Here is a 24,122-nt window from a genome sequence, read left to right as displayed (position 1 = left end):
GCCTTGGCGGCGCTTTCAAAAAATCAGGTTTCGAACAGGGCGGCGTTGGCGTCGAGCCAGCCTTGCAGCAGCAGGGCGGCGGCGATGGCGTCCACCGGGTTGTCGCGGTAACTGCCTTTCTGCCCGCCGCGCACCAGGCGCTCACCCTTGGCCTCGAACGTGGTCAGGCGCTCGTCATGGGTATAGAAGGGCAGGTTGTAGCGGCCATTGAGCCGGCGGGCGAATTTCTCGGCGCGCAGGCACATGTCGCTGGGCGTGCCGTCCATGTTCAGCGGCAGGCCGACCACCACGGCATCGGGTTTCCACTCCTTGATCAGCGCTTCGACCTGGTTCCAGTCCGGAACACCATTTTGCGCCTTCAAGGTGCACAACTCGCGGGCCTGGCCGGTAATGACCTGGCCGACCGCTACGCCGATCTGTTTGGTGCCGTAATCGAAACCCAGCAGCAAGCGCAGGGCCATCAGGCGTGTCCTGCCTGGCTGGTGAGCAGGCTGAGGTTGACCCCTAGCCGGCTGGCCGCCGCTTCCAGGCGCAGTTCGCTGCTGGTGTTGAACAGGATGTCGGCATCGAACGGGCAGGTCAGCCAGGCGTTGTCGGCCAGTTCGGCTTCCAGTTGCCCGGGTTCCCAACCGGCATAGCCGAGGGCGATCAGGCTCTTTTGCGGGCCGACGCCGTCGGCGATGGCGAACAGCACGTCCTGGGAGGTGGACAGTGATATCCCGTCCAGATCCACGGTGGCCTGGTATTTGGGGCCCGACGGATGGAGCACGAAGCCGCGGTCGGTCTGCACCGGGCCACCGATGAAAATCGGTACGTGCTGGCACAAGAGTGGCGGTTCCACTTCGGGGCGCAACTGCTCCAGGATGTCCGCCAGGTTCAGCTCCTGCGGGCGATTGATTACCAGCCCCATGGCCCCATTGGCCGTGTGCTCGACGATGTAGGTCAAGGTGTGGGCAAAATTCGGATCGGCCATGTGCGGCATGGCAATCAGGAAGTGATGCTTGAGGTAGGTGGGGCTGACGTTTTTCATAGGCGCTAGTGTGGCGGGGCAGGGCCGAACTGACAAGCTGGGGATGTGCAGGAAATGTCTCGATCTGGTTGGCGACTCCGACCAAATGTGGGAGAGGGCTTTGTGGGAGCAAGGCTTGCTCGCGATCCAGGCGCTGCGGTTCTCAAGAGGCCGCGGCGCTTTCATCGCGAGCAAGCCTTGCTCCCACACGGCCCGCTCCCACAAGGGATCTGTGGCGGGCTCAGGCCTGAGTCAGTTACTGGAGAGCCGGTCGCCACGGGCGAACTTCCAGGTGCGGATGATCTCCAGGCGGTCGATGTCCGACAGGTCCCCGGTAAACGGTGCAAACGGCGCGGCCAGGCGCACGATCCTCTGGGCGGCCTGGTCCAAAAGCGGCTGGCCGGAGGATTCGAGCACCAGCACTTCATACAGCGAGCCGTCACGGTTGATCGAGACCATTAGCCGCAGGTTGCCGTAGATCTGCTTGCGCCGCGCTTCGTCGGGGTAGTTGAGGTTGCCGATGCGCTCGACCTTCTTGCGCCACTCGTCCTTGTACCAGGCGCCCTTGTCGCGCATGGTCGAGGCGGCGCTCAGGCGGTGGATGCGCGGGCGCTTGGCGTAGAGCTGTTGCTCCTGGGCCAGTTCGGCTTCCAGGCTGGCGATGTCGCTGGACAACTGTGAGCTGTCGAAGGTGGGTTCGGGGGCCTTGGGCTTGGGATCAGGCTTGACCTCTTCCTTGACCGGGGCCTTTTTCGGCTTCGGCGCCACGGTGGTCACGGCTGCCTTGGGCGCCGTCTCCTTCACTTCGGGCTTTGCAGCTGGCGGCGGGGTGACTTTCTGCACCTTGGTGTCCTGGAACGGCGCGATCTCGGTGGTCTTGGGGGTCGCCTTTTTTTCCAGGGTGCCGCTGCCTTGCTGGTTTTCCTGGGCGAGAAAATCAGCCTTCTTGGGCTTGGTCTCGCTCTTGAAGGTGGCCAGGGTGATTTCCAGGGTCTGGCTGATCTGCTTGGGCTCGACCGTGGCAAAACCGACGCCCAGCAGCAGGGCCAGGTGGATCAACGCCGCCAGGAACAGGGTAAAACCGAGGCGATCAGCCGGGCGCACGCTACGATGGGCGAGCTCTTGGGGCAGATCGGACGGGAGTGTCATGACAAGGAAACCAACATCGCGTTTTTTTCAGGCCGGGCATGATAACGCAATGTGGGTTTCCTTCAGCAGATCTGGATCAACGAGCCTTGAGCTTCTGATCGATGGCATCCATCAGCATGCCGCCGATGTCGGTGCCAAAGGCATTGTCGATCTCGCGGATGCAGGTCGGGCTGGTGACGTTGATTTCCGTCAGGTGCTCGCCGATCACGTCCAGGCCTACGAACAGCAGGCCTTTTTCGCGCAGGGTCGGGCCGACCTGGGCGGCGATCCAGCGGTCCTTGTCGGTCAACGGGCGCGCCTCGCCACGCCCGCCGGCCGCCAGGTTGCCGCGGGTTTCGCCAGCTGCCGGGATGCGCGCCAGGCAATAATCCACCGGTTCGCCGTCGATCATCAGGATGCGCTTGTCGCCATCGACGATGGCCGGCAGGTAACCCTGGATCATGATCTGCTGCTTGCCGTGCAAGGTCAGGGTTTCCAGGATCACCGAGAGGTTAGGGTGGCCAGCGGTGTGGCGGAAGATCGAGGAGCCGCCCATGCCGTCCAGGGGCTTGAGGATCACGTCGCCGTGATGGTCGGCAAATTCGCGTAACACGTCCGGGCGACGGCTGACGATGGTTGGCGGCGTGCATTGCGGGAACAGCGTGGCGAACAGCTTTTCGTTGCAGTCGCGCAGGCTCTGGGGCTTGTTGACCACCAGCACACCGGCGTTTTCAGCCTGCTCCAGGAGGTAGGTGGAGTACACGAACTCCATGTCGAACGGCGGATCCTTGCGCATCAGGATCACGTCCAGGTCGCTGAGCAGCGCATCGCGCTCGGTGCCCAGCTCAAACCATTTTTCGGGGTTGGCGAAGACTTTCAGCGGCTTCATCCGCGCCCGAGCCTGGCCCTCGGCCTGGTAGAGATCGCGCTGCTCCATGTAGAACAGCTCCCAGCCGCGCTTCTGAGCGGCCAGCAGCATGGCCAGCGAGCTATCCTTTTTATAGGAAATGCGGGCGATAGGGTCCATGACAATGCCGACGCGTACGCTCATGGCTTGGTTCCTCGAAATTTGATGGGCACATATTGGCGTGAAAAAGTGGCGTCAGAGTGGCGCCCGGAAGATTGGCGGTCAAGGAAAAACCACCGTGCCAAGCGGCCGATAGATCGGCGATGGAGACTGTGCTAAAAAGGCTGGCATGTGACGTGCGGGCCTTGAACATCAAGGGTTTGCGCTGTCGATCACACTTACGCGTTAAAAACCGGTTCGCAGTGGCAATGGCAGAGCATCTCACGCAGCAGCAACCCAGCGCCTTGAAGGTCATGGTCATCGACGACTCGAAGACCATCCGCCGCACCGCCGAAACCTTGCTGCGCAACGTGGGCTGCGAGGTGATCACGGCCGTCGATGGCTTCGATGCCCTGGCCAAGATCGCCGACCATCATCCGGGCATCATTTTTGTCGACATCATGATGCCGCGCCTCGATGGCTACCAGACCTGTGCCCTGATCAAGAACAACAGTGCGTTCAAGGCCACGCCAGTGATCATGCTGTCGTCCCGCGACGGGTTGTTCGACAAGGCCAAGGGGCGCATCGTCGGTTCCGATCAGTTTTTGACCAAGCCGTTCAGCAAGGAAGAACTGCTGGGTGCGATACAGGCCCATGTCCCGGGCTTTGCCGCTGTCCAGCCGCACCAGGCACATTAATGACACTCGGCCACCGGGCCCGGGGTCAACAAAAAATGGGGAACACCATGGCACGAATTCTGATCGTCGATGATTCGCCGACTGAAATGTACAAACTGACCGGCATGCTGGAAAAGCACGGCCATCAGGTCCTGAAGGCCGAGAATGGCGCCGATGGCGTGGCCCTGGCCCGCCAGGAAAAACCCGATGCGGTGCTGATGGACATCGTCATGCCCGGCCTCAACGGTTTCCAGGCCACGCGCCAGCTGACCAAGGACCCGGACACCGGCCACATCCCCGTGATCATCATTACCACCAAGGACCAGGACACCGACAAGGTCTGGGGCACGCGCCAAGGGGCGAAGGACTACCTGACCAAACCGGTGGACGAAGAAACCCTGATCGCAACCCTGAACAAAGTGCTGGCGGGCTGACGGCGCGGCCATGAGCCAATCCCTGACCGCATTCGAACTGCTGCTGCAGATCGACCGGCGCTGCCGGTTGCTGGGGGCGGACCTGCCCTCTCAGCCGACCCACCGCGCCGGCTGGAGCGGCATCGGCTTTCGTCTGGGCGAGCACTGGTACGTGGCGCCGATGGGCGAAGTCAGCGAAGTGCTGCACGAACCACGTCACACGCATTTGCCCGGGGTCAAGCCGTGGGTGCGTGGAGTGGCTAACCTGCGCGGGCGCTTGTTGCCGTTGATGGACTTGTGCGGGTTCTTTGGTCACGAGCTGTCGACCGTGCGCAAGCAGCGACGGGTGTTGGTGGTGGATCACGACGAGGTATTCGCCGGGTTGCTGGTGGACGAGGTCCTTGGGCTGCAGCATTTTGCCCAGGACCGCCTGGAACCGACGCTGACGGACGACCTCGACGGCCCGGAAGCGGCCTTCGTCAAGGGCCGGTTTGGCGGCGAGCGCGAGTGGCAAGTGTTCAGCCCGTTTGCCCTGGCGCGCTCGCCAGGGTTCATGGATGTGGCGATTTAGGCGACAGCGCAACTCAGGGTAGGAGCTGGCGAAGGCTGCGATCTTTTGATCTTTCCAACAGACAGCTTGCTTTGGCATACGCCCTAGGATCAAAAGATCGCAGCCTTCGGCAGCTCCTACGGGGAATCCAGTCGGGCTTGGGATTGTGGATAGATTGGGCAGCACAGGCGAGAACCGATGATCAAAGCAAAAACAGGCAAGCCACTGGAAGCGTCGCGCAGTCGTTCGCAGATCATCGTGCTGTTCGTCGCGCTGATCGTCTTCATCATGCTGCTGTTCGCCAACTTTGCGTACCTCAACACCCAATCGACCTATGACAAACAGTACATCGGCCATGCCGGTGAGCTGCGGGTGCTGTCCCAGCGCATCGCCAAGAACGCCACCGAGGCCGCCGCCGGCAAGCCTGCGGCGTTCAAGCTGCTCAGCGATGCGCGCAATGACTTCGCCCAGCGCTGGGGTTCCTTGAAACAGGGCGACCCGGTGACCGGCCTGCCCCCTGCGCCCGCCACCCTGCGCCCGCAGATGCGCGCCGTGCAGCTGGATTGGGAACGCCTGCTCAAGAACACCGATGCCATCCTCTCCAGCGAACAGACCGTGCTGTCGCTGCACCAGGTGGCGGCGACCCTGGCCGAAACCGTGCCGCAGCTGCAGGTCGAATACGAAAAAGTCGTCGAGATCCTGCTGCAACGCGGCGCGCCGGCCACCCAGGTGGCCATGGCCCAGCGCCAGTCGCTGCTGGCCGAACGGATTCTCGGCGCGGTGAATACCGTGCTGGCGGGGGACGAAAATGCCAGCCAGGCCGCCGACACCTTCGGTCGCGACGCCGCGCGTTTTGGCCAGGTGCTCAATGGCATGTTGCAAGGTGACCCGGCCTTGAAGATATCCCAGGTCCAGGACCGCGATGCCCGGGCACGCCTGAGTGAAATCAGCGAACTCTTCGAGTTCGTCTCCGGTTCGGTGGACGAAATCCTCGAGACCTCCCCGGAGCTGTTCAAGGTTCGCGAATCGGCCGGCAACATCTTCAACCTGTCGCAGACCCTGCTTGACGAGGCTTCGCACCTGGCCACGGCCTTCGAAAACCTTGCCAGTGGGCGTTCCATCAACACCATCGGCGGCTATGTGCTGGGTTTGCTGGCGCTGATGTCGATCATCCTGATCGGCCTGGTGATGGTTCGCGAAACCAACCGCCAGTTGCACGAAACCGCACAAAAGAACGAGCGCAACCAGAACGCGATCATGCGGTTGCTGGATGAAATCGAAGACCTGGCCGACGGCGACCTGACCGTCACGGCCTCGGTCACCGAGGATTTCACCGGCACCATCGCCGACTCCATCAATTACTCGGTGGATCAACTGCGCGATCTGGTGGCGACCATCAACCTCACCGCCGGCCAGGTCGCGGCTGCCGTGCAGGAAACCCAGGCCACGGCGATGCACCTGGCCCAGGCTTCCGAGCACCAGGCCCAGCAAATCTCCGAAGCTTCGACTTCAATTAATGAAATGGCCCAGTCCATCGACCAGGTGTCGGCCAATGCCGCCGAGTCGTCGGCGGTGGCCGAGCGGTCGGTGGAGATTGCCAACAAGGGTAATGAGGTGGTGCACAACACCATTCATGGCATGGATAACATTCGCGAGCAGATTCAGGACACCGCCAAGCGCATCAAGCGCCTGGGTGAGTCATCCCAGGAAATCGGCGACATTGTCAGCCTGATCGACGACATCGCCGACCAGACCAACATCCTGGCCCTCAACGCCGCCATCCAGGCGTCCATGGCCGGGGATGCCGGGCGCGGGTTCGCGGTGGTGGCCGATGAAGTGCAGCGCCTGGCCGAGCGCTCTTCGGCGGCGACGCGGCAAATCGAGACCCTGGTGCGGGCGATCCAGGCTGACACCAACGAGGCGGTGATTTCCATGGAGCAGACCACCACCGAAGTGGTGCGCGGTGCGCGACTGGCCCAGGACGCCGGCGTCGCCCTGGAAGAAATCGAAGGTGTGTCCAAGACCTTGGCGGCGCTCATCCAGAGCATTTCCAACGCGGCGCAGCAACAGACCACCTCGGCGGGGCAGATTTCCTTGACCATGAACGTGATCCAGCAGATCACTTCGCAGACTTCGTCCGGTTCCACCGCCACTGCCGAGAGCATCGGCAACCTGGCGAAAATGGCCAGCCAGCTGCGTCGTTCGGTGTCGGGGTTCACGTTGCCGACGGCAGCGGCTGGCGATGAGGAAAAAGGGTGACCAACCGGATCCATCCGTTGGAAAAGGCTTTTTGTGGCGAGGAGGTTTCTGTGGGAGCAAGGCTTGCCCGCGATGAAGATAACGCGGTTCTTCGGGAACCGAGGTGTTTGCATCGCGAGCAAGCTTTGCTCCCACAGGTAAATCCCTTCCCCGCAGGCGTGTTGTGTTCTCCTGATTGGAGTGGTTATGGGTGATCGGCACGACTATGTGGCCCTGGAATGGGTCAAGGGCGAGATTGCCGAAACGCTGAAGCAGGCGCACCTGGCCCTCAACCGCCTGGTGGACGATCCGCAGGCGTCGGATGCCCTCGGGCAATGCCTGGCGTGCATTCACCAGGTCCACGGCGGCCTGCAGATGGTCGAGTTCTACGGTGCGGCGTTGCTGGCCGAGGAGATGGAGCAGCTGTGCGCCGCCCTGCAGGACAACCGCGTCACCCATCGCGACGAAGCCATCAGCCTGTTGAGCCAGGCCCTGGGGCAGTTGCCGATCTACCTGGATCGCGTACAAGGTGCCCGTCGCGACCTGCCGCTGGTGGTGTTGCCCTTGATCAACGACCTGCGCAGTGCCCGGGGCGAGAGCCTGTTGTCGGAAACCAGCCTGTTCAGCCCCGAGTTGCCCGATATTGCGCCGCTCAGCGACGAGGCCTTGCAGCGCCTGGAACCCGCTGACCTGCCAAACACCTTGCGCAAATGTCGCCAGACCCTGCAAATGGCCCTGGTGGGCCTGTTGCGCGAACAGGATGACGCGACCTACCTCGGTTACCTGGCCAAGGTCTTCCATCGCCTGGAAACCCTGTGTGCCGATGCGCCCCTCAATGCCTTGTGGCAGGTGGCTTCGGCGCTGGTCGAAGGCATGCGTGACGGGCGCATCGCCAACAGCCCGGCGCTGCGCAGCCTGTTCAAGGAAGCCGACAAGGAACTCAAGCGCCTGCTGGACCAAAGCATGCCAGGCATCAATCAGCCGGCACCGCCCCACTTGCTCAAGAGTTTGTTGTTCTATATTGCCAAGGCCGAACACCCCAGCGGGCAGATGCAGATCATGAAAGAACGCTACTCACTGGACGACGCGCTGCCCGACAGCGCCATGGTCGACGAAGAACGCGCGCGCCTGGCCGGGCCCGACCGCGATGCCATGCGCTCGGTGCTTGCCGCGCTGTGCGAGGAGTTGGTACGGGTCAAGGAGCGCCTGGACCTGTTCGTGCGCAGCGATCGCCAGCACGCCTCGGAGCTGGAAAGCCTGTTGGCGCCGCTGCGGCAGATCGCCGACACCCTGGCGGTGCTCGGTTTCGGCCAGCCGCGCAAGGTCATCATCGATCAACTGGCGGTGGTCTTGAGCCTCGCCCAGGGCCAGCGCGAGCCGGATGACGCGACCCTCATGGACGTCGCCGGGGCCTTGCTCTACGTCGAGGCGACCCTGGCCGGCATGGTCGGCACCGTCGAGCCGGAGAGTCGCGAAGACACCCACCTGCCCACCACCGACCTGACCCAGATCCACCAGATCGTCATCAAGGAAGCCCACACCTGCCTGCAACAGGCCAAGGACATGATCGTCGACTACATCGACGCGGACTGGAGCAGCGAGCAACTGCAGCCCTTGCCGGCGCTGCTGACCCAGGTGCGCGGCGCGCTGGCGATGATCCCGCTGAGCCGTGCCGCCAGCCTGGTGGAGGCCTGCAACGGGTTTATCCGCGACCACCTGCTGCTGGAGCAGGCCCAGCCAGGTTGGGAAGAACTCGACCACCTGGCCGACGTGATCACCGGCCTTGAATACTACCTGGAGCGCTTGAGCGAGGACCCCGAAACCCCCGGCGAACCCTTGTTGGATGCGGTCGAGCGGAGCCTGGCCGCGCTCGGTTATTTCCCTGACGAAGCGCGGGTGCCGGTGCTCGACGAGGTGTTGAGCCCCAACGAAGCCCAGGTCATGCAAGACTTGCAGGAGCTGGACGACCCGCAGACAGTGCAATCCTTGGCCCAGGTGTTGGCCAGCCCGGTCTCGGCGGTCAATCCGCCGGCCAGGAGCACCCCGGGCAGCCTGTTGCCGCCACCGCCGGATGAAAGTCCGGTGGACGACGAGTTGCGCGAGGTGTTCCTCGAGGAAACCGACGAGGTGCTGGACGTCCTGCGTGAATACTTGCCGCGCTGGAGTGCGCATCCTGATGACCACGCTGCACTGAGCGAACTGCGCCGGGCCTTCCATACCCTCAAGGGCAGTGGCCGGATGGTCCGGGCGCTGGTGTTGGGTGAACTGGCCTGGGCCGTGGAAAACCTGCTCAACCGGGTGCTGGAGCGCAGTGTCGAGCCGCAGGCCTCGGTCCGCCAGTTGATCGAAGACACGGTGCAGTTGTTGCCGGCCCTGGTGGCCGAATTCGCGGCCAATCACCAGCGCCAGCGCGACGACGTCGACCGCTTGGCCGCCCGCGCCCATGTCCTGGCCAAGGGCGGCGATGAGGAGGATGAGGACGAGCAGGACGTGACCGCCCTCGATCCGCTGCTGCTGAAGATCTTCGACAACGAAGCCCAGGGCCACCTCGCCAGCCTCAATCGCTTTCTCGATCAGTCGGCCGATCACCTGCCCTTGCAGGCCAGTGATGAATTGCAGCGGGCCTTGCATACGCTCAAGGGCAGCGCTTCGATGGCCGGCGTGCTGCCGATCGCCGAGCTGGCCGGGGCGATGGATGAGCTGGCCCGGGAATACCGGGCGCACCTGATTGCCCTCGACCTGGATGAGGTCGAATTGCTGCTGGAAGCCGAAGGCCTGCTGCGCCGTGGCTTGCGCCAGTTGCACAGCGAGCCGCTGGCCGCGATCCCCGGCGCCGAGGACCTGATCCAGCGCGCCCAGGCCCTGCTGGCCGAGCGTCTGCATGCCGCCAACAGTGCGCCGGACAAGGCGCTGCGGACCAAGCGCGACCCACAACTGATCAACAACTTCCTCGCCCGGGGCATGGACATCCTGCTGGACGCCGAAAGCCTCTTGCAGCGCTGGCAGCAGCACCCCGGCGAAGGCCAGGAGCTGAGTGCGCTGCTCGATGAGCTGACCACACTCGGCGAAGGCGCGCACCTGGCCGACCTGCACCCGGTGGACGAACTCTGCGAAGCCTTGCTGGACCTCTATGGCGCGGTTGAAGAAAGCAGCCTGGCGGTCAGCGATGAATTTTTCCAGGAGGCCCAGCGCGCCCATGAAGCGCTGATCGACATGCTCGATGAACTGGCGGCCGGGCAGCATGTGCATCCGCAGCCCGAACGGGTACAGGCCTTGCGCCGCCTGCTCCAGGAGAGCCTCGACCCGTCGGCCACCGGCCTGATACGCAGCGACGGCAGCCGCACCCTGAGCATCCGCGAACTGAGCCACGCGACGGCGCAAATGGAGCGTGACGCGCCCGTCGATACTTCGATGGAAGATGACCTCGCGGCGATTTTCCTCGAAGAAGCCCAGGACATTCTTGAAAGCGCCGCCCAGGCCCTGCACCGCTGGTTGGCCGATCCGGATAACGGCGCGCCGCTGTCCTCGCTGCAGCGTGACTTGCACACCCTCAAGGGCGGTGCGCGAATGGCCGACATCCGGCCAGTGAGCGACCTGGCCCAGGAGTTGGAAAACCTTTACGAAGGGCTGGTAGACCGGCGCTACAGCTATAGCGAGGAACTGGCGCAACTGCTCGCCAGCAGCCACGAACGCCTCGATCTGTTGCTTGGGCAGCTGCAACAGGGCCAGCCGTTGGGCGATCCCGTAGCGCTGATCGACGCCCTGCGAAGGTTCCGCCAGGACAAGCCGAACGGCATCGAGACGAGCGCAGCGGCCCAGGCCGACGGCACCGGCCATGATCCCGAGCTGCTGGAAATCTTCCTTGAGGAAGGCTTCGACATCCTCGACAGCTCGGGCGCGGCGCTGGTGCGCTGGCAGGACGAGCCGTCGAATCGCCAGGCCGTGGAAACCCTGCTGCGGGATTTGCATACCCTCAAGGGCGGTGCGCGCATGGTGGAGATCGTGCCCATCGGCGACCTGGCCCACGAGTTGGAAAACCTCTACGAAGGCCTGTCGGCGGGCCTGCTTCAGCCGACCCCGGCGTTGTTCACCTTGTTGCAAAGCAGCCATGACCGACTGGCGCAGATGCTCGACGCGGTGCGCGCCGGCCACCCGTGCCCGCTGGCCGACCGGTTGATCGCGCAGATCCAGGCGGTGAATCATCCCTCCGAGAATGCTGCGTCGCAGGCTGTCCCGGTACCGGAGCCGGCCCCCGCCGTAGCTCCGCCAGCGGCGCCTGCAAGGCCGGACCCCAGTACATCAGGCGACGGCGCGGACATGGTCAAGGTCTCCGCCGAACTGCTCGACGACCTGGTGAACCTGGCGGGTGAAACGTCGATCTTCCGTGGGCGCATCGAACAGCAGGTCAATGACGCGCGGGTGGCTTTGGGTGAAATGGAAACCACCATCGAGCGCATGCGCGACCAGTTGCGGCGCCTGGACACCGAAACCCAGGGGCGGATTCTCAGCCGCCAGCAGGTCGAGGCCGAGCGCCTGGGCTATGAAGAGTTCGACCCGCTGGAGATGGACCGCCACTCCCAATTGCAGCAGTTGTCCCGGGCACTGTTCGAATCCGCCTCGGACTTGCTTGAGCTCAAGGAAACCCTCGACCGTAGCAATCACGATGCCGAGGTCCTGCTGCAACAGCAGGGACGGATCAACACCGAGCTGCAGGAAGGCCTGATGCGTACGCGCATGGTGCCGTTCGAACGCATGCTGCCACGGCTCAAGCGCATCGTCCGGCAAGTGGCGCAGGAACTGGGCAAGGACGTGGAGTTCGTGGTCGGCAATGCCGAGGGCGAGATGGACCGTAACGTGCTGGAGCGCATGGCCGCGCCGCTTGAACATATGTTGCGTAATGCCGTCGATCACGGCCTGGAGCCGGCCGACGTGCGCATTGCCGCCGGCAAGCCGGCACGCGGACGCATCAGCCTCGACCTGTCCCGGGAAGGCGGCGACATTATTTTCGACATCCGCGACGATGGCGCCGGCGTGCCGCTGGAGGCGGTGCGCAACAAGGCGATCAAGCGTGGCTTGCTGGCGCCGGACAGCGACATCAGCGACCGCGACGTGCTGCAGTTCATCTTGCAGCCGGGGTTTTCCACTGCTGAGAAAATCACCCAGATATCCGGCCGCGGCGTTGGCATGGACGTGGTCCACGAAGAGGTTCGGCAACTGGGCGGCAGCATGATCATCGATTCCACGCGGGGGCAGGGCGTGCATTTTCGCATTCGCCTGCCGTTTACCGTGGCAGTGAACCGGGCGTTGATGGTGCACTGCCAGGAAGACCAGTACGCGATCCCGCTGAACACCATCGAGAGCATTGTCCGGGTGTTGCCCGTCGAACTGGATGGCTATTACCAGCTCGATCCGCCGACCTACACCTATGCCGGGCAACGTTATGAGCTGTGCTACCTCGGTGAGCTGCTGAAAACCGGCACCCGCCCGAAACTGCTGGGCCAGAGCCAACCGTTGCCGGTGCTGCTGGTGCAGTGCAATGAGCGGCATGTCGCTGTGCAGGTGGACGCTACCGCCGGGACCCGGGAGATCGTGGTCAAGAGCCTCGGTCCGCAGTTTTCGGCGGTGCAGGGGCTGTCCGGGGCGACGATCCTGGGGGACGGCCGGGTGGTGTTGATTCTCGACCTGCTGGCGCCGATCCGCGCCTTGCCCCACCAGGTCCCGCGCCGCCAGGTGCCGGCTGAGGGCGAGGGCGAATCGCAACGGCCGCTGCTGGTGCTGGTGGTGGACGACTCGGTGACGGTGCGCAAGGTCACCAGCCGCTTGCTGGAGCGCCACGGCATGCACGTTTTGACCGCCAAGGATGGCGTGGACGCCATGGCGTTGTTGGCCGAACATATGCCTGACCTGATGCTGCTGGACATCGAGATGCCGCGCATGGACGGCTTCGAAGTGGCCACGCAGGTGCGCAACGACCCGCGCCTGGCGCACCTGCCGATCATCATGATCACCTCCCGCACCGGCCAGAAACACCGCGACCGCGCCATGGCCATCGGCGTCAACGACTACCTGGGCAAGCCGTACCAGGAGTCGGTGCTGCTCGACAGCATCGCGTACTGGAGCAAAACCCATGCATGACCTGCATCTTCACTCGCGCACCAGCCCCCTCACCGGTCTGCTGCTGCCATTGGCCGACCGGCACCTGGTGTTGCCCAACGTGGCCGTGGCCGAACTGATCGACTACCAGGACAGCGTATTCGATATGGACACCCCGCCGTGGTTCCTGGGCTGGGTGAGCTGGCGCGAACGGCAAATCCCGTTGCTGAGCTTCGAGTCGGCCTGCGGCCAGAAAACCGTGATTGGCGAGCGAGCACGCATCGTCGTGCTCAACGCCCTGGGCGGGCGGCCGGAGCTGCGTTTCATTGCCCTGCTGGTGCAAGGCATCCCCCGCTCCTACAAGCTCGACAGCCAATTGAGCTACGTCGACGTGCCGCTGTGTGGGTTGGAACAGGCGGCGGTGCAGGTCGGGGAACACGTGGCGAAAGTGCCGGATCTGCTGGCGTTGGAGGAGTTGGTGATGGCTGCGGGCCTGATTCAACCCTACAAAACCTGAGACATACGAAGTTCCAATGTGTGCGAGCTTGCTCGCGATGGCGGCCTGACAGCCGGCCTGGCTCTTGCGGGTGTACCCCAACCAGATTTGTGTGAGCAGGACCTGTGGGAGCAAAGCTTGCTCGCGAGGCGGCCTGACAGCCGACCTGCGATTGCAGGTGTACCCAATCCAATTGTGTGCGGGCTTGCTCGCTAAGGCGGCGGCACATTCTGCATTGATGCAATCTGACCCATCGCTATCGCGAGCAAGCTTTGCTCCCACAGGATTAGCGGTGAGCACTGATCTTATAAACGACCTATGTGGGAGCGAACCTGCTCGCGATAGCGGAGTGTCAGGCAACAACAATGTTGACTGATTCGACGCCATCGCGAGCAAGGATGGCGTTCAATCATTACTCCAACCGTAACGATCCGCCGTCGAGCTTGATTGATGCCCGCGCCACAACACTCCTAATGTGACCTCCACGACAGCGAACCCGTGGAGTGGTCATGACAACAACAATATCCCCCGACTCGCGCTGGACGCGGCGGCGCAGCGAAAAGCAGCGGCGTCTCGGGCTGGTGAAGGGGCTTGCCGACGGTGTGGTGCTGCCCACCGACAAGATCGTGGCGGCGCTGGAGGCGTTGATCCTGCCCGGCGACCGTGTGGTGCTGGAGGGCAATAACCAGAAGCAGGCGGACTTCCTTTCCCGCTCCCTGGCGAAGGTCGACCCTTCGAAGCTGCACGATTTGCACATGATCATGCCCAGCGTCGGGCGGTCCGAGCACCTGGACCTGTTCGAACGCGGCATCGCTCGCAAGCTCGATTTCTCCTTTGCCGGCACCCAGAGCCTGCGCATCAGCCAGTTGCTCGAAGATGGCTTGCTGGAAATTGGCGCGATCCACACCTACATCGAACTCTATGCCCGGCTGGTGGTGGACCTGATCCCCAACGTGGTGCTTTCGGCCGGTTTCATGGCCGACCGTGCCGGCAATATCTACACCGGCCCCAGCACCGAAGACACACCGGCGCTGATCGAACCGGCGGCCTTCAGTGACGGCATCGTCATTGTCCAAGTCAACCAGTTGGTGGACGACGTCAGCGACTTGCCACGGGTCGACATCCCGGCCTCCTGGGTCGATTTCGTGGTGGTGGCCGACAAGCCGTTCTACATCGAGCCGCTGTTCACCCGCGACCCGCGCCACATCAAGCCTGTGCATGTGCTGATGGCGATGATGGCGATCCGCGGGATCTATGAAAAACACAACGTCCAGTCGCTCAATCACGGCATCGGGTTCAACACTGCCGCTATTGAACTGATCCTGCCGACCTACGGCGAATCCCTCGGCCTGAAGGGCAAGATCTGCCGCAACTGGACCCTCAATCCACACCCGACCCTGATTCCGGCCATCGAAAGTGGTTGGGTCGAAAGCGTGCATTGCTTTGGCACCGAACTGGGCATGGAAAACTACATCGCCGCCCGGCCGGATGTGTTCTTCACCGGCCACGATGGCTCGCTGCGCTCCAACCGCATGGTCTGCCAACTGGCCGGGCAGTACGCGGTGGACCTGTTCATCGGCGCCACCCTGCAAGTGGACGGCGACGGCCATTCCTCCACCGTGACCCGTGGCCGATTGGCCGGCTTCGGCGGTGCGCCGAACATGGGCCACGACCCGCGCGGTCGTCGTCACGGCACGCCGGCCTGGCTCGATATGCGCCACGGCGATGGCGAGGCGCCGTTGCTCGAACGCGGCAAGAAGCTGGTGGTGCAGATGGTCGAGACGTTCCAGGAGGGCGGCAAACCGACCTTCGTCGAGACACTCGATGCGGTGGACGTGGCGAAGAAAGCCGGCATGCCCCTGGCGCCGATCATGATCTACGGCGACGACGTCACCCACCTGCTGACCGAAGAGGGCATCGCCTACCTGTACAAGGCCCGCTCCCTGGAGGAGCGCCAGGCGATGATCGCGGCCGTGGCCGGCGTTACTGCCATTGGCCTGCGCCACAACCCGAAAGACACCGCGCGCATGCGCCGCGAAGGGCTGATCGCCTTGCCCGAGGACCTCGGCATCCGCCGCACCGATGCCACCCGCGAGTTGCTTGCAGCCAAGAGCGTGGCCGATCTGGTGGAATGGTCCGGTGGCCTCTACAACCCGCCCGCCAAGTTCAGGAGCTGGTAAATGCACGCCTTCAACCTGCAACCGAAAAAACTGTCCTTGGCCGAGCGCCTGGCGGATATGGCGGTGGATGCGCTGATCGACGAAGCCGACCTCTCGCCTAAACCGGCCTTGGTGGACCGGCGTGGCAATGGCGCCCACACCGACCTGCACCTGGGTCTGATGCACGCCTCGGCACTGTCGCTGTGGCCGGCGTTCAAGGAAATGGCCGAAGCCGCCCTTGACTGTGGCGAGATCGGCTTGCCGCTGCGCGAAGCCCTGGGACGCATCGGCCGTGAAGGTGAAGCCGCGATGCTCGTCACCACTGGCGGCGTCAACACGCACCGGGGTGCGATCTGGGCCTTGGGCCTGTTGGTCGCTGCGGCAGCGCTGGAATCTGAATCCAGGGTCGCTGGCGCCGTCACTTTACGTGCTGCCCGGCTGGCCTTGCTCAACGACCGTTATGCGCCCCAACCCTTGAGCCATGGCGCCCAGGTAGCCCAACGCTACGGCGTACGCGGTGCCCGGGAAGAAGCGCAACTGGCGTTTCCCGCGGTGACTGGCCTGGGCCTGCCGCAGCTCAAGCGCAGTCGCGCGGCGGGCGCGGGAGAGCAGAACGCCCGGCTCGATGCCTTGCTGGCGATCATGACCACCCTGGCCGACACCTGCGTGCTCTACCGCGCTGGCGAGCCGGGTTTGCAGGCCATGCAACAGGGGGCCAAGGCTGTGCTCGATGCCGGTGGCAGTGCGAGCCTGGGCGGTCGTCGCCAATTGCACGCGCTGGACCAACAACTGATTGCCTTGAATGCCTCGCCCGGTGGTGCTGCCGACCTGCTCGCCGCCTGCCTGTTCCTCGACCGTATCGAACGCGGCGATGGCCTCTTCCCTGGAGTGTGCTGATGGAAACCTTATCCTTTGAATTCCCCGCCGGGCAGCCGCCTCGGGGCCGGGCGCTGGTGGGCTGTGTCGGTTCGGGCGACCTGGAAGTACTGATCGAACCCGGCCTGGCGGGCAAGCTGACCATCCAGGTGCAGACCTCGGTCAACGGCAGTGAACAACGCTGGCAGCACCTGTTCGCCCGCATGTTCGACGGCCAGACACCGCCGGCCTTGTCTATCGACATCCACGATTTCGGCGCTACCCCCGGCGTGGTGCGTTTGCGCCTGGAGCAAGGCTTCGAGGAGATCGGCCATGACTGACAGTGCAGCGTTGCTCAACAAGCACAGCTTCGTCGAACTCGGCGCCCGGCAACGGGCGAAAGCCTTGCTCGATGACGGCACCTTCCGTGAACTGCTCGACCCGTTCCAACGGGTCATGTCGCCGTGGCTGTTGCGCCAGGGCGTAGTGCCGCAAAGCGACGACGGGGTGGTGATCGCCAAGGGCACGCTCGATGGCCTGCCCGTGGTAATCGCCGCCATTGAAGGCGCGTTCCAGGGTGGCAGCCTCGGCGAAGTCGGCGGGGCGAAAATTGCCGGTGCGCTGGAACTAGCCGCCGAGGACAACCGCAAGGGCATCCCGACCCGCGCCGTGTTGCTGCTGGAAACCGGCGGCGTGCGGTTGCAGGAGGCCAACCTCGGGTTGGCGGCGATTGCCGAGATTCATTCGGCGATTGTCGATCTGCGCCAATACCAACCGGTGGTCGGCGTGGTGGCTGGCAGCGTCGGCTGCTTTGGTGGCATGTCCATCGCCGCCGGGCTGTGCAGTTATCTGCTGGTGACCCAGGAAGCGCGGCTGGGCCTGAACGGCCCACAAGTGATCGAACAGGAGGCCGGGATCGACGAATACGACTCCCGTGACCGGCCATTCATCTGGAGCCTGACCGGCGGCGAACAGCGTTTCGCCAGTGGGCTGGTGGACCGTTACGTCGCCGATGATGTGGCGCAGATCCGCCAACAGGTCGGCCAGTTGCTGCATCAGGGCATTGCCGCCGAACACCGCAGCGGCCAGGCCGAGCTGTTCCTGCAACGTCTGGCCCGCCTGGACACAAAAGTGCAAATCGAACCGGCTACGGTTCGCCAGCTGTATCAGGGAGAACGCCCATGAGTGCCTATTCGTTGAGAGGCTTGCGCTGGTTCGAGGCCTTGGGTGGCGACGCCAAACCGCTGGAAGGCTTGCCGGCTTCGTTGAAAGTCGCTGACGTCCGGCTGGGCGAGCAAACCGTGCGCCTGCTGGCCGTGGTGGCGGATCCCGACAGTCGCTTTCCCCGTGCTCGCAATGGCGAAGTCGGTTTGCTGGAGGGCTGGGGCCTGGCTAAAGCGGTGGACGATGCTATCGACGCCGACCGCGAGGCAGTCAACAAGCGTCCGCTGATCGCCATTGTCGATGTACCGAGCCAGGCCTACGGCCGGCGTGAAGAAGCCCTGGGTATTCATCAGGCCTTGGCCGGTGCGGCGGACAGTTACGCCCGCGCCCGATTGGCCGGACATCCGGTGATCGGTTTGCTGGTGGGCAAGGCCATGTCCGGGGCGTTCCTGGCCCACGGCTACCAGGCCAACCGGCTGATTGCCCTGCGCGACCCGGGCGTGATGGTCCACGCCATGGGCAAGGCCTCGGCGGCGCGGGTGACCCTGCGCAGTGTCGAAGAGCTTGAGGCGTTGGCTGCCAGCGTGCCGCCAATGGCTTATGACATCGAAAGCTTTGCCAGCTTGGGCCTGCTGTGGGAAACCTTGTCGGTGGAGCAGATCGAGCAACCGACGGCGGCGGATCTGGCTCGGGTAACGGATTGCCTGCAACAGGCGATCAACGATGTTGCCGGGGCACCTCGGGACTTGAGCAGTCGCCTCGGTGCGACCCATCGCGCGGCTTCCAGCACCGTGCGCCAGCTGCTGAGAGCGCAGTGGTGAATAGGTATCTGGCCCATGACCTGCTCTGGGGGCTGACCCCGGGGCAGCTGCCTGCGGGTGCGCCGGCATGGGTGGTCGAATCGATTGCCGCCGGTCAACCGGTGGTGGTTCGACGCGCGCTGACGGCACCGGATCAAATCGCGGTCGGCGTGCGCGGGCGCTTGCGCGAGCAGCGTTATGCAACGTCGATGGCGGTCGCGGCGATTTCCCGTCGTGTAAGGCCGGAAGATCTTTGTCATGTTCCGTCGACTCGTGACTTGCCAGCCCTGCAAGCGCTGTCCCGCCTGCGTCCGCTGCTCGATGCCAGTGGCTGGGTCTGGGGCGTCAGCGGCAGCGCCGGGTTCGAGCTCGCCACGGGCGTCGAGGCGCTGCATGAACGCAGCGACCTGGATTTGATTCTGCGGGCGCCGCACGTTATCGACCGACTCCAGGCCAAGGAGTTGCTGGCGCAACTGGATGCTTCGGTCTGCGCCGTGGACCTGCAATTGCAAACGCCCTGCGGTGCCGTCGCCTTGCGCGAGTGGGCGGGTTCGTCGCGGCGGGTCCTGCTCAAGGATGATGTTCAGGCACGGCTGGTGAGCGATCCTTGGCAGCCTTCATTGGAGCAAGTCGCGTGAGCAGCCTCTTCGTCTTTCCCGGCCAGGGTGCGCAGCGCGTGGGGATGCTCCATGGCCTGGCGCCGCAAGTCCTCGACGAGGCAGGTGACGTGCTCGGTGAGGACGTGCTGCAACTGGACAGTGCCGAGGCCTTGCAATCGACCCGCGCCGTGCAACTGTGCCTGTTGATCGCCGGCGTGGCAGCGTCGCGCCGATTGCTGGAACTGGCCCCTGCGCCGGATTACGTGGCGGGGCTGTCCATCGGTGCTTATCCGGCAGCGGTAGTGGCCGGAGCGCTGGGGTTCGAGGATGCTTTGCGACTGGTCAGCCTGCGGGGCGAATTGATGCAGCAGGCGTACCCGCAAGGCTATGGCATGACCGCGATCATCGGCCTGGACCTCGCGGCAGTGGAAGCGTTGCTGGCGCAGGTGCACAGCGACCGTACCCCGGTCTATCTGGCCAACATCAACGCCGATAACCAGGTGGTCATCGCCGGCAGCGACGAGGCCATGACCGACGTTGCCAGGCAAGCGCGAAGCCTGGGGGCCGGGAAGGCCTGTCGGCTGGCGGTGAGTGTGCCGTCCCATTGCCCGTTGCTGGAAGCACCGGCCCGGGCATTGGCCCAGGCATTTGCCGACGTGCCGTTGAAAGCACCGGCCTTGGGTTATCTCAGCGGTAGCCGCGCGCGACCGGTGATCGACACCGAGGCCTTGCGCGACGACCTGGCGTTCAACATGTGCCGCGTGGTGGATTGGCGCGGTACCGTGCAAAGCGCTTACGAGCGTGGCGTACGACTGCAAATCGAACTGCCCCCCGGTGCGGTACTGACCGCCCTGGCGCGCCGGGTATTCGAGCAAGGCACTGTCATGGCTTTCGACGGCGCCCGGCTCGACACCTTGCAAGCGCTGTTGCGTGAGGAGGGAAACCGCCAACCCTAAACCACCGACTCAAGCTGGCGAAGCACAAAAACAACAACTTCGACGATGCACTTTGAGGACTACAACAATGATTATCTACGGTGTGGCATTTCTGGCCTTTTGTACCCTGACGGGTATTTTTATCGGTGAGCTGCTGGGCAAGTTGATCGGCGTGCCGGCCAACGTCGGCGGCGTCGGCATTGCGATGCTGCTGTTGATCGGCCTGGGCAGTTACCTGAGCAAGCGCGGCCTGTTCAAGGGCAAATCCGAGGCTGGCGTGGAATTTTGGAGTGCGATCTACATCCCCATCGTGGTTGCGATGGCGGCGCAGCAAAACGTCTACGGCGCGCTCAAGGGCGGGCCGATGGCGATCCTGGCCGGGACCCTGGCGGTGGTGATTGCCTTTGCGATGGTGCCGGTGCTGGTGCGCATTGGCAACAAAGGGCCTCAGGCCGATGTTTCCGTTAAGACGGTCGGGTGATTGCCATGTACGAATCCATGATGAAAGTCATCACCAGCTACGGCCTGATCAGCGGTTTTGCCATTGTCGGCATCACCATGTGGGTGTCCTACTGGATCAGCGACACGTTCACCAAAGGCCGCCTGCACGGCTCGGCCATCGCCATTCTCCTGGGGCTGGTGCTCTCCTACATTGGCGGTGCCGTGACCGGCGGGCATAAGGGCGTGGTGGACATTCCGCTGCTGTCCGGGATCGGCTTGCTGGGTGGTGCGATGCTGCGGGACTTCGCCATCGTCGCCACGGCGTTTGGCGTGAGTGTCGAAGAACTCAAGCGCGCCGGCTTTGTCGGGGTGCTGGCGCTGTTTGTCGGGGTCGGTACGTCGTTCATTGCTGGCGTGGGCGTGGCAATGGCCTTCGGTTACACCGATGCGGTGAGCCTGACCACCATTGGCGCCGGGGCGGTGACCTACATCGTCGGGCCGGTGACCGGAGCGGCAATTGGTGCCAGTTCCGAAGTGATGGCGCTGTCCATTGCCGCCGGGTTGATCAAGGCGATCCTGGTGATGGTGGCGACGCCGTTCGTGGCACCGTTAATTGGCCTGAATAATCCACGCAGTGCGGTGATTTTCGGTGGCTTGATGGGTACCTCCAGCGGTGTGGCCGGTGGGTTGGCGGCGACCGATCCGAAGCTGGTGCCATATGGCTGCCTGACGGCGGCGTTCTATACGGCGCTTGGTTGCTTGTTGGGGCCTTCGTTGTTGTTTCTGATCATGCGGGGGTTGATGGGGTAAGGCAAAGTCTCTTGCTGACAGGACTGTCCCCATCGCGAGCAAGCTCGCTCCCACATTGGATCGGTGTTCACACATCCCTTGTGGGAGCGAGCTTGCTCGCGATGAAGGCAACACGGTCTCAAGCCTGCCGATTGGCATACATCCGGCACTCAGCCAGCAGCGCCAGCAAATTCGGATCACGCTCCTTGGCCTTCAGGAACACCACGCCGATGCGCTGCTGCAACCGGTACTTTTCCTGCAATGGGATCAGTTTCACCCGGTTTTCATACACCGCCGCAATTCGTCCTGGCAGCAACGCATAGCCCACCCCGGAACTGACCATGCTCAGCAGGGTGAAGATGTCGTTGACCTGCATCGCCACCTTAGGTTCGAACCCCGCCTGCTTGAACACCCGGATACCGTCCTGGTGCGTGGCAAACCCCTGGGTCAGGGTAATGAACGTCTCGTCGCGCACCTCGGCCAGATCGACCTCAGTGCGTTGGGCAAAGGGAGAATCGGCCGGTGTGGCGAGGAAGATGTCGTCGCAAAACAGCTCGATATGCTCGCAGTCCGGGTCGTTCACGCTGTCGTCCAGGGAGATCAGGATCGCGTCTACCTCCATGTTCTTGAGCTTGTACAGCAGGTCGATGTTCGAACCCAGGATCAGGTCGATATTGAGTTCGCTGCGGCGGATCTTCAGGCCCATGATCAGTTGCGGCACGGTCTTGACCGTCAATGAATACAGCGAGCCGAGCTTGAAGCGTTCGGCGGAGAAACCGGCGGCTTCGCGGGTCAGGCGTACGCTTTCGACCACGTCCTGGATCAGCCTCTGCGCCCGCTCTTCCAGCACATAAGCGCTTTCCAACGGCGTGAGGTTGCGGCCTTCGTGCTTGAACAACGGGCAACGCAGGGCACTCTCCAGCGAGTGAATGGCCCGGTGCACGCTGACGTTGCTGGTCTGCAACTCGGCGGCCGCCCGCGCCAGGTTGCCAGTGCGCATGAAGGCCAGGAACACCTCGAGTTTCTTCAGGGTCAATTCTTCGTCGATCAGCATGGGGCGGACTCTTATTCGTATTGGCCGATTGTGCCCCATGTCTTCCCAGCGACGCGATTTATGTCGCTTGGAAGCTGTTGTGGCGAGGGAGCTTGCTCCCGCTGGGTGGCGAAGCCGCCCCAAGAATCTTGTGAGCGCTGCGCACTCAAGCGGGAGCAAGCTCCCTCGCCACAGATAAGTCTTTTGCCACAGGTTCGTACTTGGCTGGCTTGAAGCAAAGCATTGCACTTTGGCGCGCCAGGCCTGAGCCTTGGCCTCTGTTCTGGAATGTGAGGTGGGACTGGATGTATCACGGGGAACGACTCAACGCCTGGACGCACTTGGTCGGGGCGGTGGCGGCTTTTATCGGGGCGGTGTGGTTGCTGGTGATTGCCGGTATGGCGGGCGATCCGTGGAAGATCGTCAGCGTGGCAATCTACGGGTTCACCTTGCTGGTGCTGTACAGCGCTTCGACGGTTTACCACAGCGTGCGCGGGCGCAAAAAAGCCATCATGCAGAAGGTCGATCACTTTTCGATCTACCTGTTGATCGCCGGCAGCTACACCCCGTTTTGCCTGGTGACCCTGCGCGGGCCGTGGGGCTGGACCTTGTTCGGAATCGTCTGGGGGCTGGCGCTGATCGGGATACTGCAGGAGATCAAGCCGCGTTCCGAAGCGCGGATCCTGTCGATCGTCATCTACGCGGTGATGGGCTGGATCGTGTTGGTGGCGGTCAAGCCGCTGCTGGCGGCCCTGGGCAGCGCCGGGTTTGCCTGGCTGGCCTCGGGCGGCGTGTTGTACACCGTGGGCATTATCTTCTTCGCCCTCGACCATCGGCTACGCCACGCCCATGGCATCTGGCACCTGTTTGTCATCGCCGGCAGTTTGCTGCACTTCGTGGCGATTCTGTTCTACGTGCTCTAGCGCCATGGGTTCAACATTTGACTCTAGAAATCCCCCCACAGCTGCTGCGCCACCGCCAGCGCCACCACCGGCGCGGTTTCGGTGCGCAGCACGCGAGGGCCGAGGCGGGCGGCGTGGTAGCCGGCGGTCTTGGCCTGTTCGACTTCGGCGTCCGACAAACCGCCTTCAGGACCAATCAGGAACGCCAGCGTCGACGGTTTGTCATGGCTGACCAGGGGCTCGGCCACCGGATGCAGCACCAGTTTGAGCTCGGCCTCGGTCTGCTTCAGCCAGTCAGCCAGCAGCAGGGGCGGGTGGATGATCGGCACGCTCGAGCGCCCGCACTGCTCGCAGGCGCTGATTGCCACCTGACGCCAGTGCAGCAGGCGTTTGTCGGCGCGTTCGTCCTTGAGGCGCACTTCGCAGCGTTCGCTGAAGATCGGCGTGATCTCGCCGACCCCCAGCTCCGTGGCTTTCTGGATCGCCCAATCCATGCGCTCGCCTCGGGACAGGCCTTGGCCGAGGTGAATGCGCAGCGGCGATTCAGGCTGTCCGGCGAACTGCTCGTCCAATTGCACCCGCACGCGTTTCTTGCCGACCTCGGCCAGGGTGCCGCGAAACTCCTGGCCCGAGCCATCGAACACCTGCACGGCATCGCCCTCGGCCATGCGCAGCACACGGCCGATGTAGTGGGCCTGGGCTTCAGGCAGTTCGTGGTCGCCGAGGCTCAGGGGCGCATCGATGAAGAAGCGGGACAGTCTCATACTGAATCTCTGGAAAAGTTAAATGTGTAGAGCTGTGTAGGAGCTATGTAGGAGCTATGTAGGAGCTATGT

At 63.5% G+C, this 24,122-nt stretch carries 22 protein-coding genes; 16 read left to right on the top strand and 6 right to left on the bottom strand.

Features of this window, described 5'->3' with window-relative positions; all coding sequences use genetic code 11:
• Nucleotides 1-23 precede the first annotated feature (23 nt).
• From ruvX to gshB, 4 genes are all read right to left on the bottom strand, one after another.
• Nucleotides 24-461: a Holliday junction resolvase RuvX gene (gene ruvX / locus GFU70_RS26880; RefSeq protein WP_003177497.1), complete on the bottom strand. Its 438-nt coding sequence runs from the start codon at nucleotides 459-461 to the stop codon at nucleotides 24-26.
• A complete protein-coding gene (locus GFU70_RS26875; protein ID WP_058545932.1) occupies nucleotides 461-1,030 on the bottom strand; it encodes a YqgE/AlgH family protein in 570 nt (189 codons plus the stop codon). Before GFU70_RS26875 ends, ruvX begins: the two co-directional genes overlap by 1 nt.
• A 231-nt stretch (nucleotides 1,031-1,261) precedes the next feature.
• Nucleotides 1,262-2,158 carry an energy transducer TonB gene (locus GFU70_RS26870; protein WP_116643652.1) on the bottom strand — a complete coding sequence of 299 codons (897 nt, stop codon included), beginning with the start codon at nucleotides 2,156-2,158 and terminating at the stop codon, nucleotides 1,262-1,264.
• Nucleotides 2,159-2,234: 76 nt separating this feature from the next.
• Nucleotides 2,235-3,188 (bottom strand): glutathione synthase, encoded by a 954-nt coding sequence (gene gshB, locus GFU70_RS26865; RefSeq protein ID WP_064106883.1) that lies wholly within the window; start codon nucleotides 3,186-3,188, stop codon nucleotides 2,235-2,237.
• 224 nt (nucleotides 3,189-3,412) lie between these two features.
• Between gshB and GFU70_RS26860 the strand changes: the two genes are divergently transcribed.
• From GFU70_RS26860 to madM, 15 genes are all read left to right on the top strand, one after another.
• Nucleotides 3,413-3,841, top strand: a complete 429-nt coding sequence (locus GFU70_RS26860; RefSeq protein WP_003206467.1) for a response regulator — start codon at nucleotides 3,413-3,415, stop codon at nucleotides 3,839-3,841.
• Nucleotides 3,842-3,888: 47 nt separating this feature from the next.
• The gene (gene pilH, locus GFU70_RS26855; protein WP_058544375.1) at nucleotides 3,889-4,254 is read left to right on the top strand and encodes a twitching motility response regulator PilH; all 366 of its coding nucleotides are present in this window, start codon (nucleotides 3,889-3,891) and stop codon (nucleotides 4,252-4,254) included.
• Nucleotides 4,255-4,264: 10 nt separating this feature from the next.
• Nucleotides 4,265-4,804 (top strand): chemotaxis protein CheW, encoded by a 540-nt coding sequence (locus GFU70_RS26850; RefSeq protein WP_058544374.1) that lies wholly within the window; start codon nucleotides 4,265-4,267, stop codon nucleotides 4,802-4,804.
• A gap of 177 nt (nucleotides 4,805-4,981) precedes the next feature.
• Nucleotides 4,982-7,042 carry a methyl-accepting chemotaxis protein gene (locus GFU70_RS26845; protein WP_116643653.1) on the top strand — a complete coding sequence of 687 codons (2,061 nt, stop codon included), beginning with the start codon at nucleotides 4,982-4,984 and terminating at the stop codon, nucleotides 7,040-7,042.
• Nucleotides 7,043-7,228: 186 nt separating this feature from the next.
• On the top strand, nucleotides 7,229-13,156 hold the full coding sequence (locus tag GFU70_RS26840) for an Hpt domain-containing protein (RefSeq protein WP_153389043.1): 5,928 nt from the start codon (nucleotides 7,229-7,231) through the stop codon (nucleotides 13,154-13,156).
• On the top strand, nucleotides 13,149-13,631 hold the full coding sequence (locus GFU70_RS26835; protein ID WP_058544371.1) for a chemotaxis protein CheW: 483 nt from the start codon (nucleotides 13,149-13,151) through the stop codon (nucleotides 13,629-13,631). Before GFU70_RS26840 ends, GFU70_RS26835 begins: the two co-directional genes overlap by 8 nt.
• Nucleotides 13,632-14,119: 488 nt before the next feature.
• A complete protein-coding gene (gene mdcA, locus GFU70_RS26830) occupies nucleotides 14,120-15,790 on the top strand; it encodes a malonate decarboxylase subunit alpha (protein WP_116643654.1) in 1,671 nt (556 codons plus the stop codon).
• Nucleotides 15,791-16,666, top strand: a complete 876-nt coding sequence (locus GFU70_RS26825; protein ID WP_064106882.1) for a triphosphoribosyl-dephospho-CoA synthase — start codon at nucleotides 15,791-15,793, stop codon at nucleotides 16,664-16,666.
• Nucleotides 16,666-16,965 (top strand): malonate decarboxylase subunit delta, encoded by a 300-nt coding sequence (locus GFU70_RS26820; RefSeq protein ID WP_003206454.1) that lies wholly within the window; start codon nucleotides 16,666-16,668, stop codon nucleotides 16,963-16,965. The genes GFU70_RS26825 and GFU70_RS26820 overlap by 1 nt, the downstream gene beginning before the upstream one ends.
• Nucleotides 16,958-17,809 (top strand): biotin-independent malonate decarboxylase subunit beta, encoded by an 852-nt coding sequence (locus GFU70_RS26815; protein WP_058544220.1) that lies wholly within the window; start codon nucleotides 16,958-16,960, stop codon nucleotides 17,807-17,809. The genes GFU70_RS26820 and GFU70_RS26815 overlap by 8 nt, the downstream gene beginning before the upstream one ends.
• The gene (gene mdcE / locus GFU70_RS26810) at nucleotides 17,806-18,609 is read left to right on the top strand and encodes a biotin-independent malonate decarboxylase subunit gamma (RefSeq protein WP_153389042.1); all 804 of its coding nucleotides are present in this window, start codon (nucleotides 17,806-17,808) and stop codon (nucleotides 18,607-18,609) included. The genes GFU70_RS26815 and mdcE overlap by 4 nt, the downstream gene beginning before the upstream one ends.
• On the top strand, nucleotides 18,603-19,226 hold the full coding sequence (locus tag GFU70_RS26805) for a malonate decarboxylase holo-ACP synthase (RefSeq protein WP_193034266.1): 624 nt from the start codon (nucleotides 18,603-18,605) through the stop codon (nucleotides 19,224-19,226). The genes mdcE and GFU70_RS26805 overlap by 7 nt, the downstream gene beginning before the upstream one ends.
• Nucleotides 19,223-20,143 (top strand): malonate decarboxylase subunit epsilon, encoded by a 921-nt coding sequence (mdcH, locus tag GFU70_RS26800; RefSeq protein ID WP_058544217.1) that lies wholly within the window; start codon nucleotides 19,223-19,225, stop codon nucleotides 20,141-20,143. Before GFU70_RS26805 ends, mdcH begins: the two co-directional genes overlap by 4 nt.
• A 67-nt stretch (nucleotides 20,144-20,210) precedes the next feature.
• Nucleotides 20,211-20,603 carry a malonate transporter subunit MadL gene (gene madL, locus GFU70_RS26795; protein ID WP_153389040.1) on the top strand — a complete coding sequence of 131 codons (393 nt, stop codon included), beginning with the start codon at nucleotides 20,211-20,213 and terminating at the stop codon, nucleotides 20,601-20,603.
• 5 nt (nucleotides 20,604-20,608) lie between these two features.
• On the top strand, nucleotides 20,609-21,373 hold the full coding sequence (madM, locus tag GFU70_RS26790; RefSeq protein ID WP_058544222.1) for a malonate transporter subunit MadM: 765 nt from the start codon (nucleotides 20,609-20,611) through the stop codon (nucleotides 21,371-21,373).
• Nucleotides 21,374-21,491: 118 nt separating this feature from the next.
• On the opposite strand, the gene GFU70_RS26785 is transcribed toward madM, so the two are convergent.
• Nucleotides 21,492-22,406 (bottom strand): LysR substrate-binding domain-containing protein, encoded by a 915-nt coding sequence (locus GFU70_RS26785; RefSeq protein WP_058544215.1) that lies wholly within the window; start codon nucleotides 22,404-22,406, stop codon nucleotides 21,492-21,494.
• 284 nt (nucleotides 22,407-22,690) lie between these two features.
• On the opposite strand from GFU70_RS26785, the gene trhA reads away from it, so the two are divergent.
• Nucleotides 22,691-23,308 (top strand): PAQR family membrane homeostasis protein TrhA, encoded by a 618-nt coding sequence (gene trhA / locus GFU70_RS26780; RefSeq protein WP_018609564.1) that lies wholly within the window; start codon nucleotides 22,691-22,693, stop codon nucleotides 23,306-23,308.
• 23 nt (nucleotides 23,309-23,331) lie between these two features.
• On the opposite strand, the gene GFU70_RS26775 is transcribed toward trhA, so the two are convergent.
• Complete coding sequence (locus tag GFU70_RS26775) at nucleotides 23,332-24,051, bottom strand: 16S rRNA (uracil(1498)-N(3))-methyltransferase (RefSeq protein WP_153389039.1); 720 nt, start codon at nucleotides 24,049-24,051, stop codon at nucleotides 23,332-23,334.
• Nucleotides 24,052-24,122: the final 71 nt, after the last annotated feature.

Source organism: Pseudomonas brassicacearum, assembly GCF_009601685.2.
Classification (GTDB): Bacteria; Pseudomonadota; Gammaproteobacteria; order Pseudomonadales; family Pseudomonadaceae; genus Aquipseudomonas; species Aquipseudomonas kilonensis_B.
The sequence above is the reverse complement of the archived record's forward strand: the minus strand, read 5'-3'. Positions and strand labels throughout refer to the sequence as shown.

Bases quoted from the DNA above. Each gene is read 5' to 3' on its own strand.
- ruvX (WP_003177497.1), bottom strand. From the start codon at position 461: ATGGCCCTGCGCTTGCTGCTGGGTTTCGATTACGGCACCAAACAGATC.
- GFU70_RS26875 (WP_058545932.1), bottom strand. From the start codon at position 1,030: ATGAAAAACGTCAGCCCCACCTACCTCAAGCATCACTTCCTGATTGCC.
- GFU70_RS26870 (WP_116643652.1), bottom strand. From the start codon at position 2,158: ATGACACTCCCGTCCGATCTGCCCCAAGAGCTCGCCCATCGTAGCGTG.
- gshB (WP_064106883.1), bottom strand. From the start codon at position 3,188: ATGAGCGTACGCGTCGGCATTGTCATGGACCCTATCGCCCGCATTTCC.
- GFU70_RS26860 (WP_003206467.1), top strand. From the start codon at position 3,413: ATGGCAGAGCATCTCACGCAGCAGCAACCCAGCGCCTTGAAGGTCATG.
- pilH (WP_058544375.1), top strand. From the start codon at position 3,889: ATGGCACGAATTCTGATCGTCGATGATTCGCCGACTGAAATGTACAAA.
- GFU70_RS26850 (WP_058544374.1), top strand. From the start codon at position 4,265: ATGAGCCAATCCCTGACCGCATTCGAACTGCTGCTGCAGATCGACCGG.
- GFU70_RS26845 (WP_116643653.1), top strand. From the start codon at position 4,982: ATGATCAAAGCAAAAACAGGCAAGCCACTGGAAGCGTCGCGCAGTCGT.
- GFU70_RS26840 (WP_153389043.1), top strand. From the start codon at position 7,229: ATGGGTGATCGGCACGACTATGTGGCCCTGGAATGGGTCAAGGGCGAG.
- GFU70_RS26835 (WP_058544371.1), top strand. From the start codon at position 13,149: ATGCATGACCTGCATCTTCACTCGCGCACCAGCCCCCTCACCGGTCTG.
- mdcA (WP_116643654.1), top strand. From the start codon at position 14,120: ATGACAACAACAATATCCCCCGACTCGCGCTGGACGCGGCGGCGCAGC.
- GFU70_RS26825 (WP_064106882.1), top strand. From the start codon at position 15,791: ATGCACGCCTTCAACCTGCAACCGAAAAAACTGTCCTTGGCCGAGCGC.
- GFU70_RS26820 (WP_003206454.1), top strand. From the start codon at position 16,666: ATGGAAACCTTATCCTTTGAATTCCCCGCCGGGCAGCCGCCTCGGGGC.
- GFU70_RS26815 (WP_058544220.1), top strand. From the start codon at position 16,958: ATGACTGACAGTGCAGCGTTGCTCAACAAGCACAGCTTCGTCGAACTC.
- mdcE (WP_153389042.1), top strand. From the start codon at position 17,806: ATGAGTGCCTATTCGTTGAGAGGCTTGCGCTGGTTCGAGGCCTTGGGT.
- madL (WP_153389040.1), top strand. From the start codon at position 20,211: ATGATTATCTACGGTGTGGCATTTCTGGCCTTTTGTACCCTGACGGGT.
- madM (WP_058544222.1), top strand. From the start codon at position 20,609: ATGTACGAATCCATGATGAAAGTCATCACCAGCTACGGCCTGATCAGC.
- GFU70_RS26785 (WP_058544215.1), bottom strand. From the start codon at position 22,406: ATGCTGATCGACGAAGAATTGACCCTGAAGAAACTCGAGGTGTTCCTG.
- trhA (WP_018609564.1), top strand. From the start codon at position 22,691: ATGTATCACGGGGAACGACTCAACGCCTGGACGCACTTGGTCGGGGCG.
- GFU70_RS26775 (WP_153389039.1), bottom strand. From the start codon at position 24,051: ATGAGACTGTCCCGCTTCTTCATCGATGCGCCCCTGAGCCTCGGCGAC.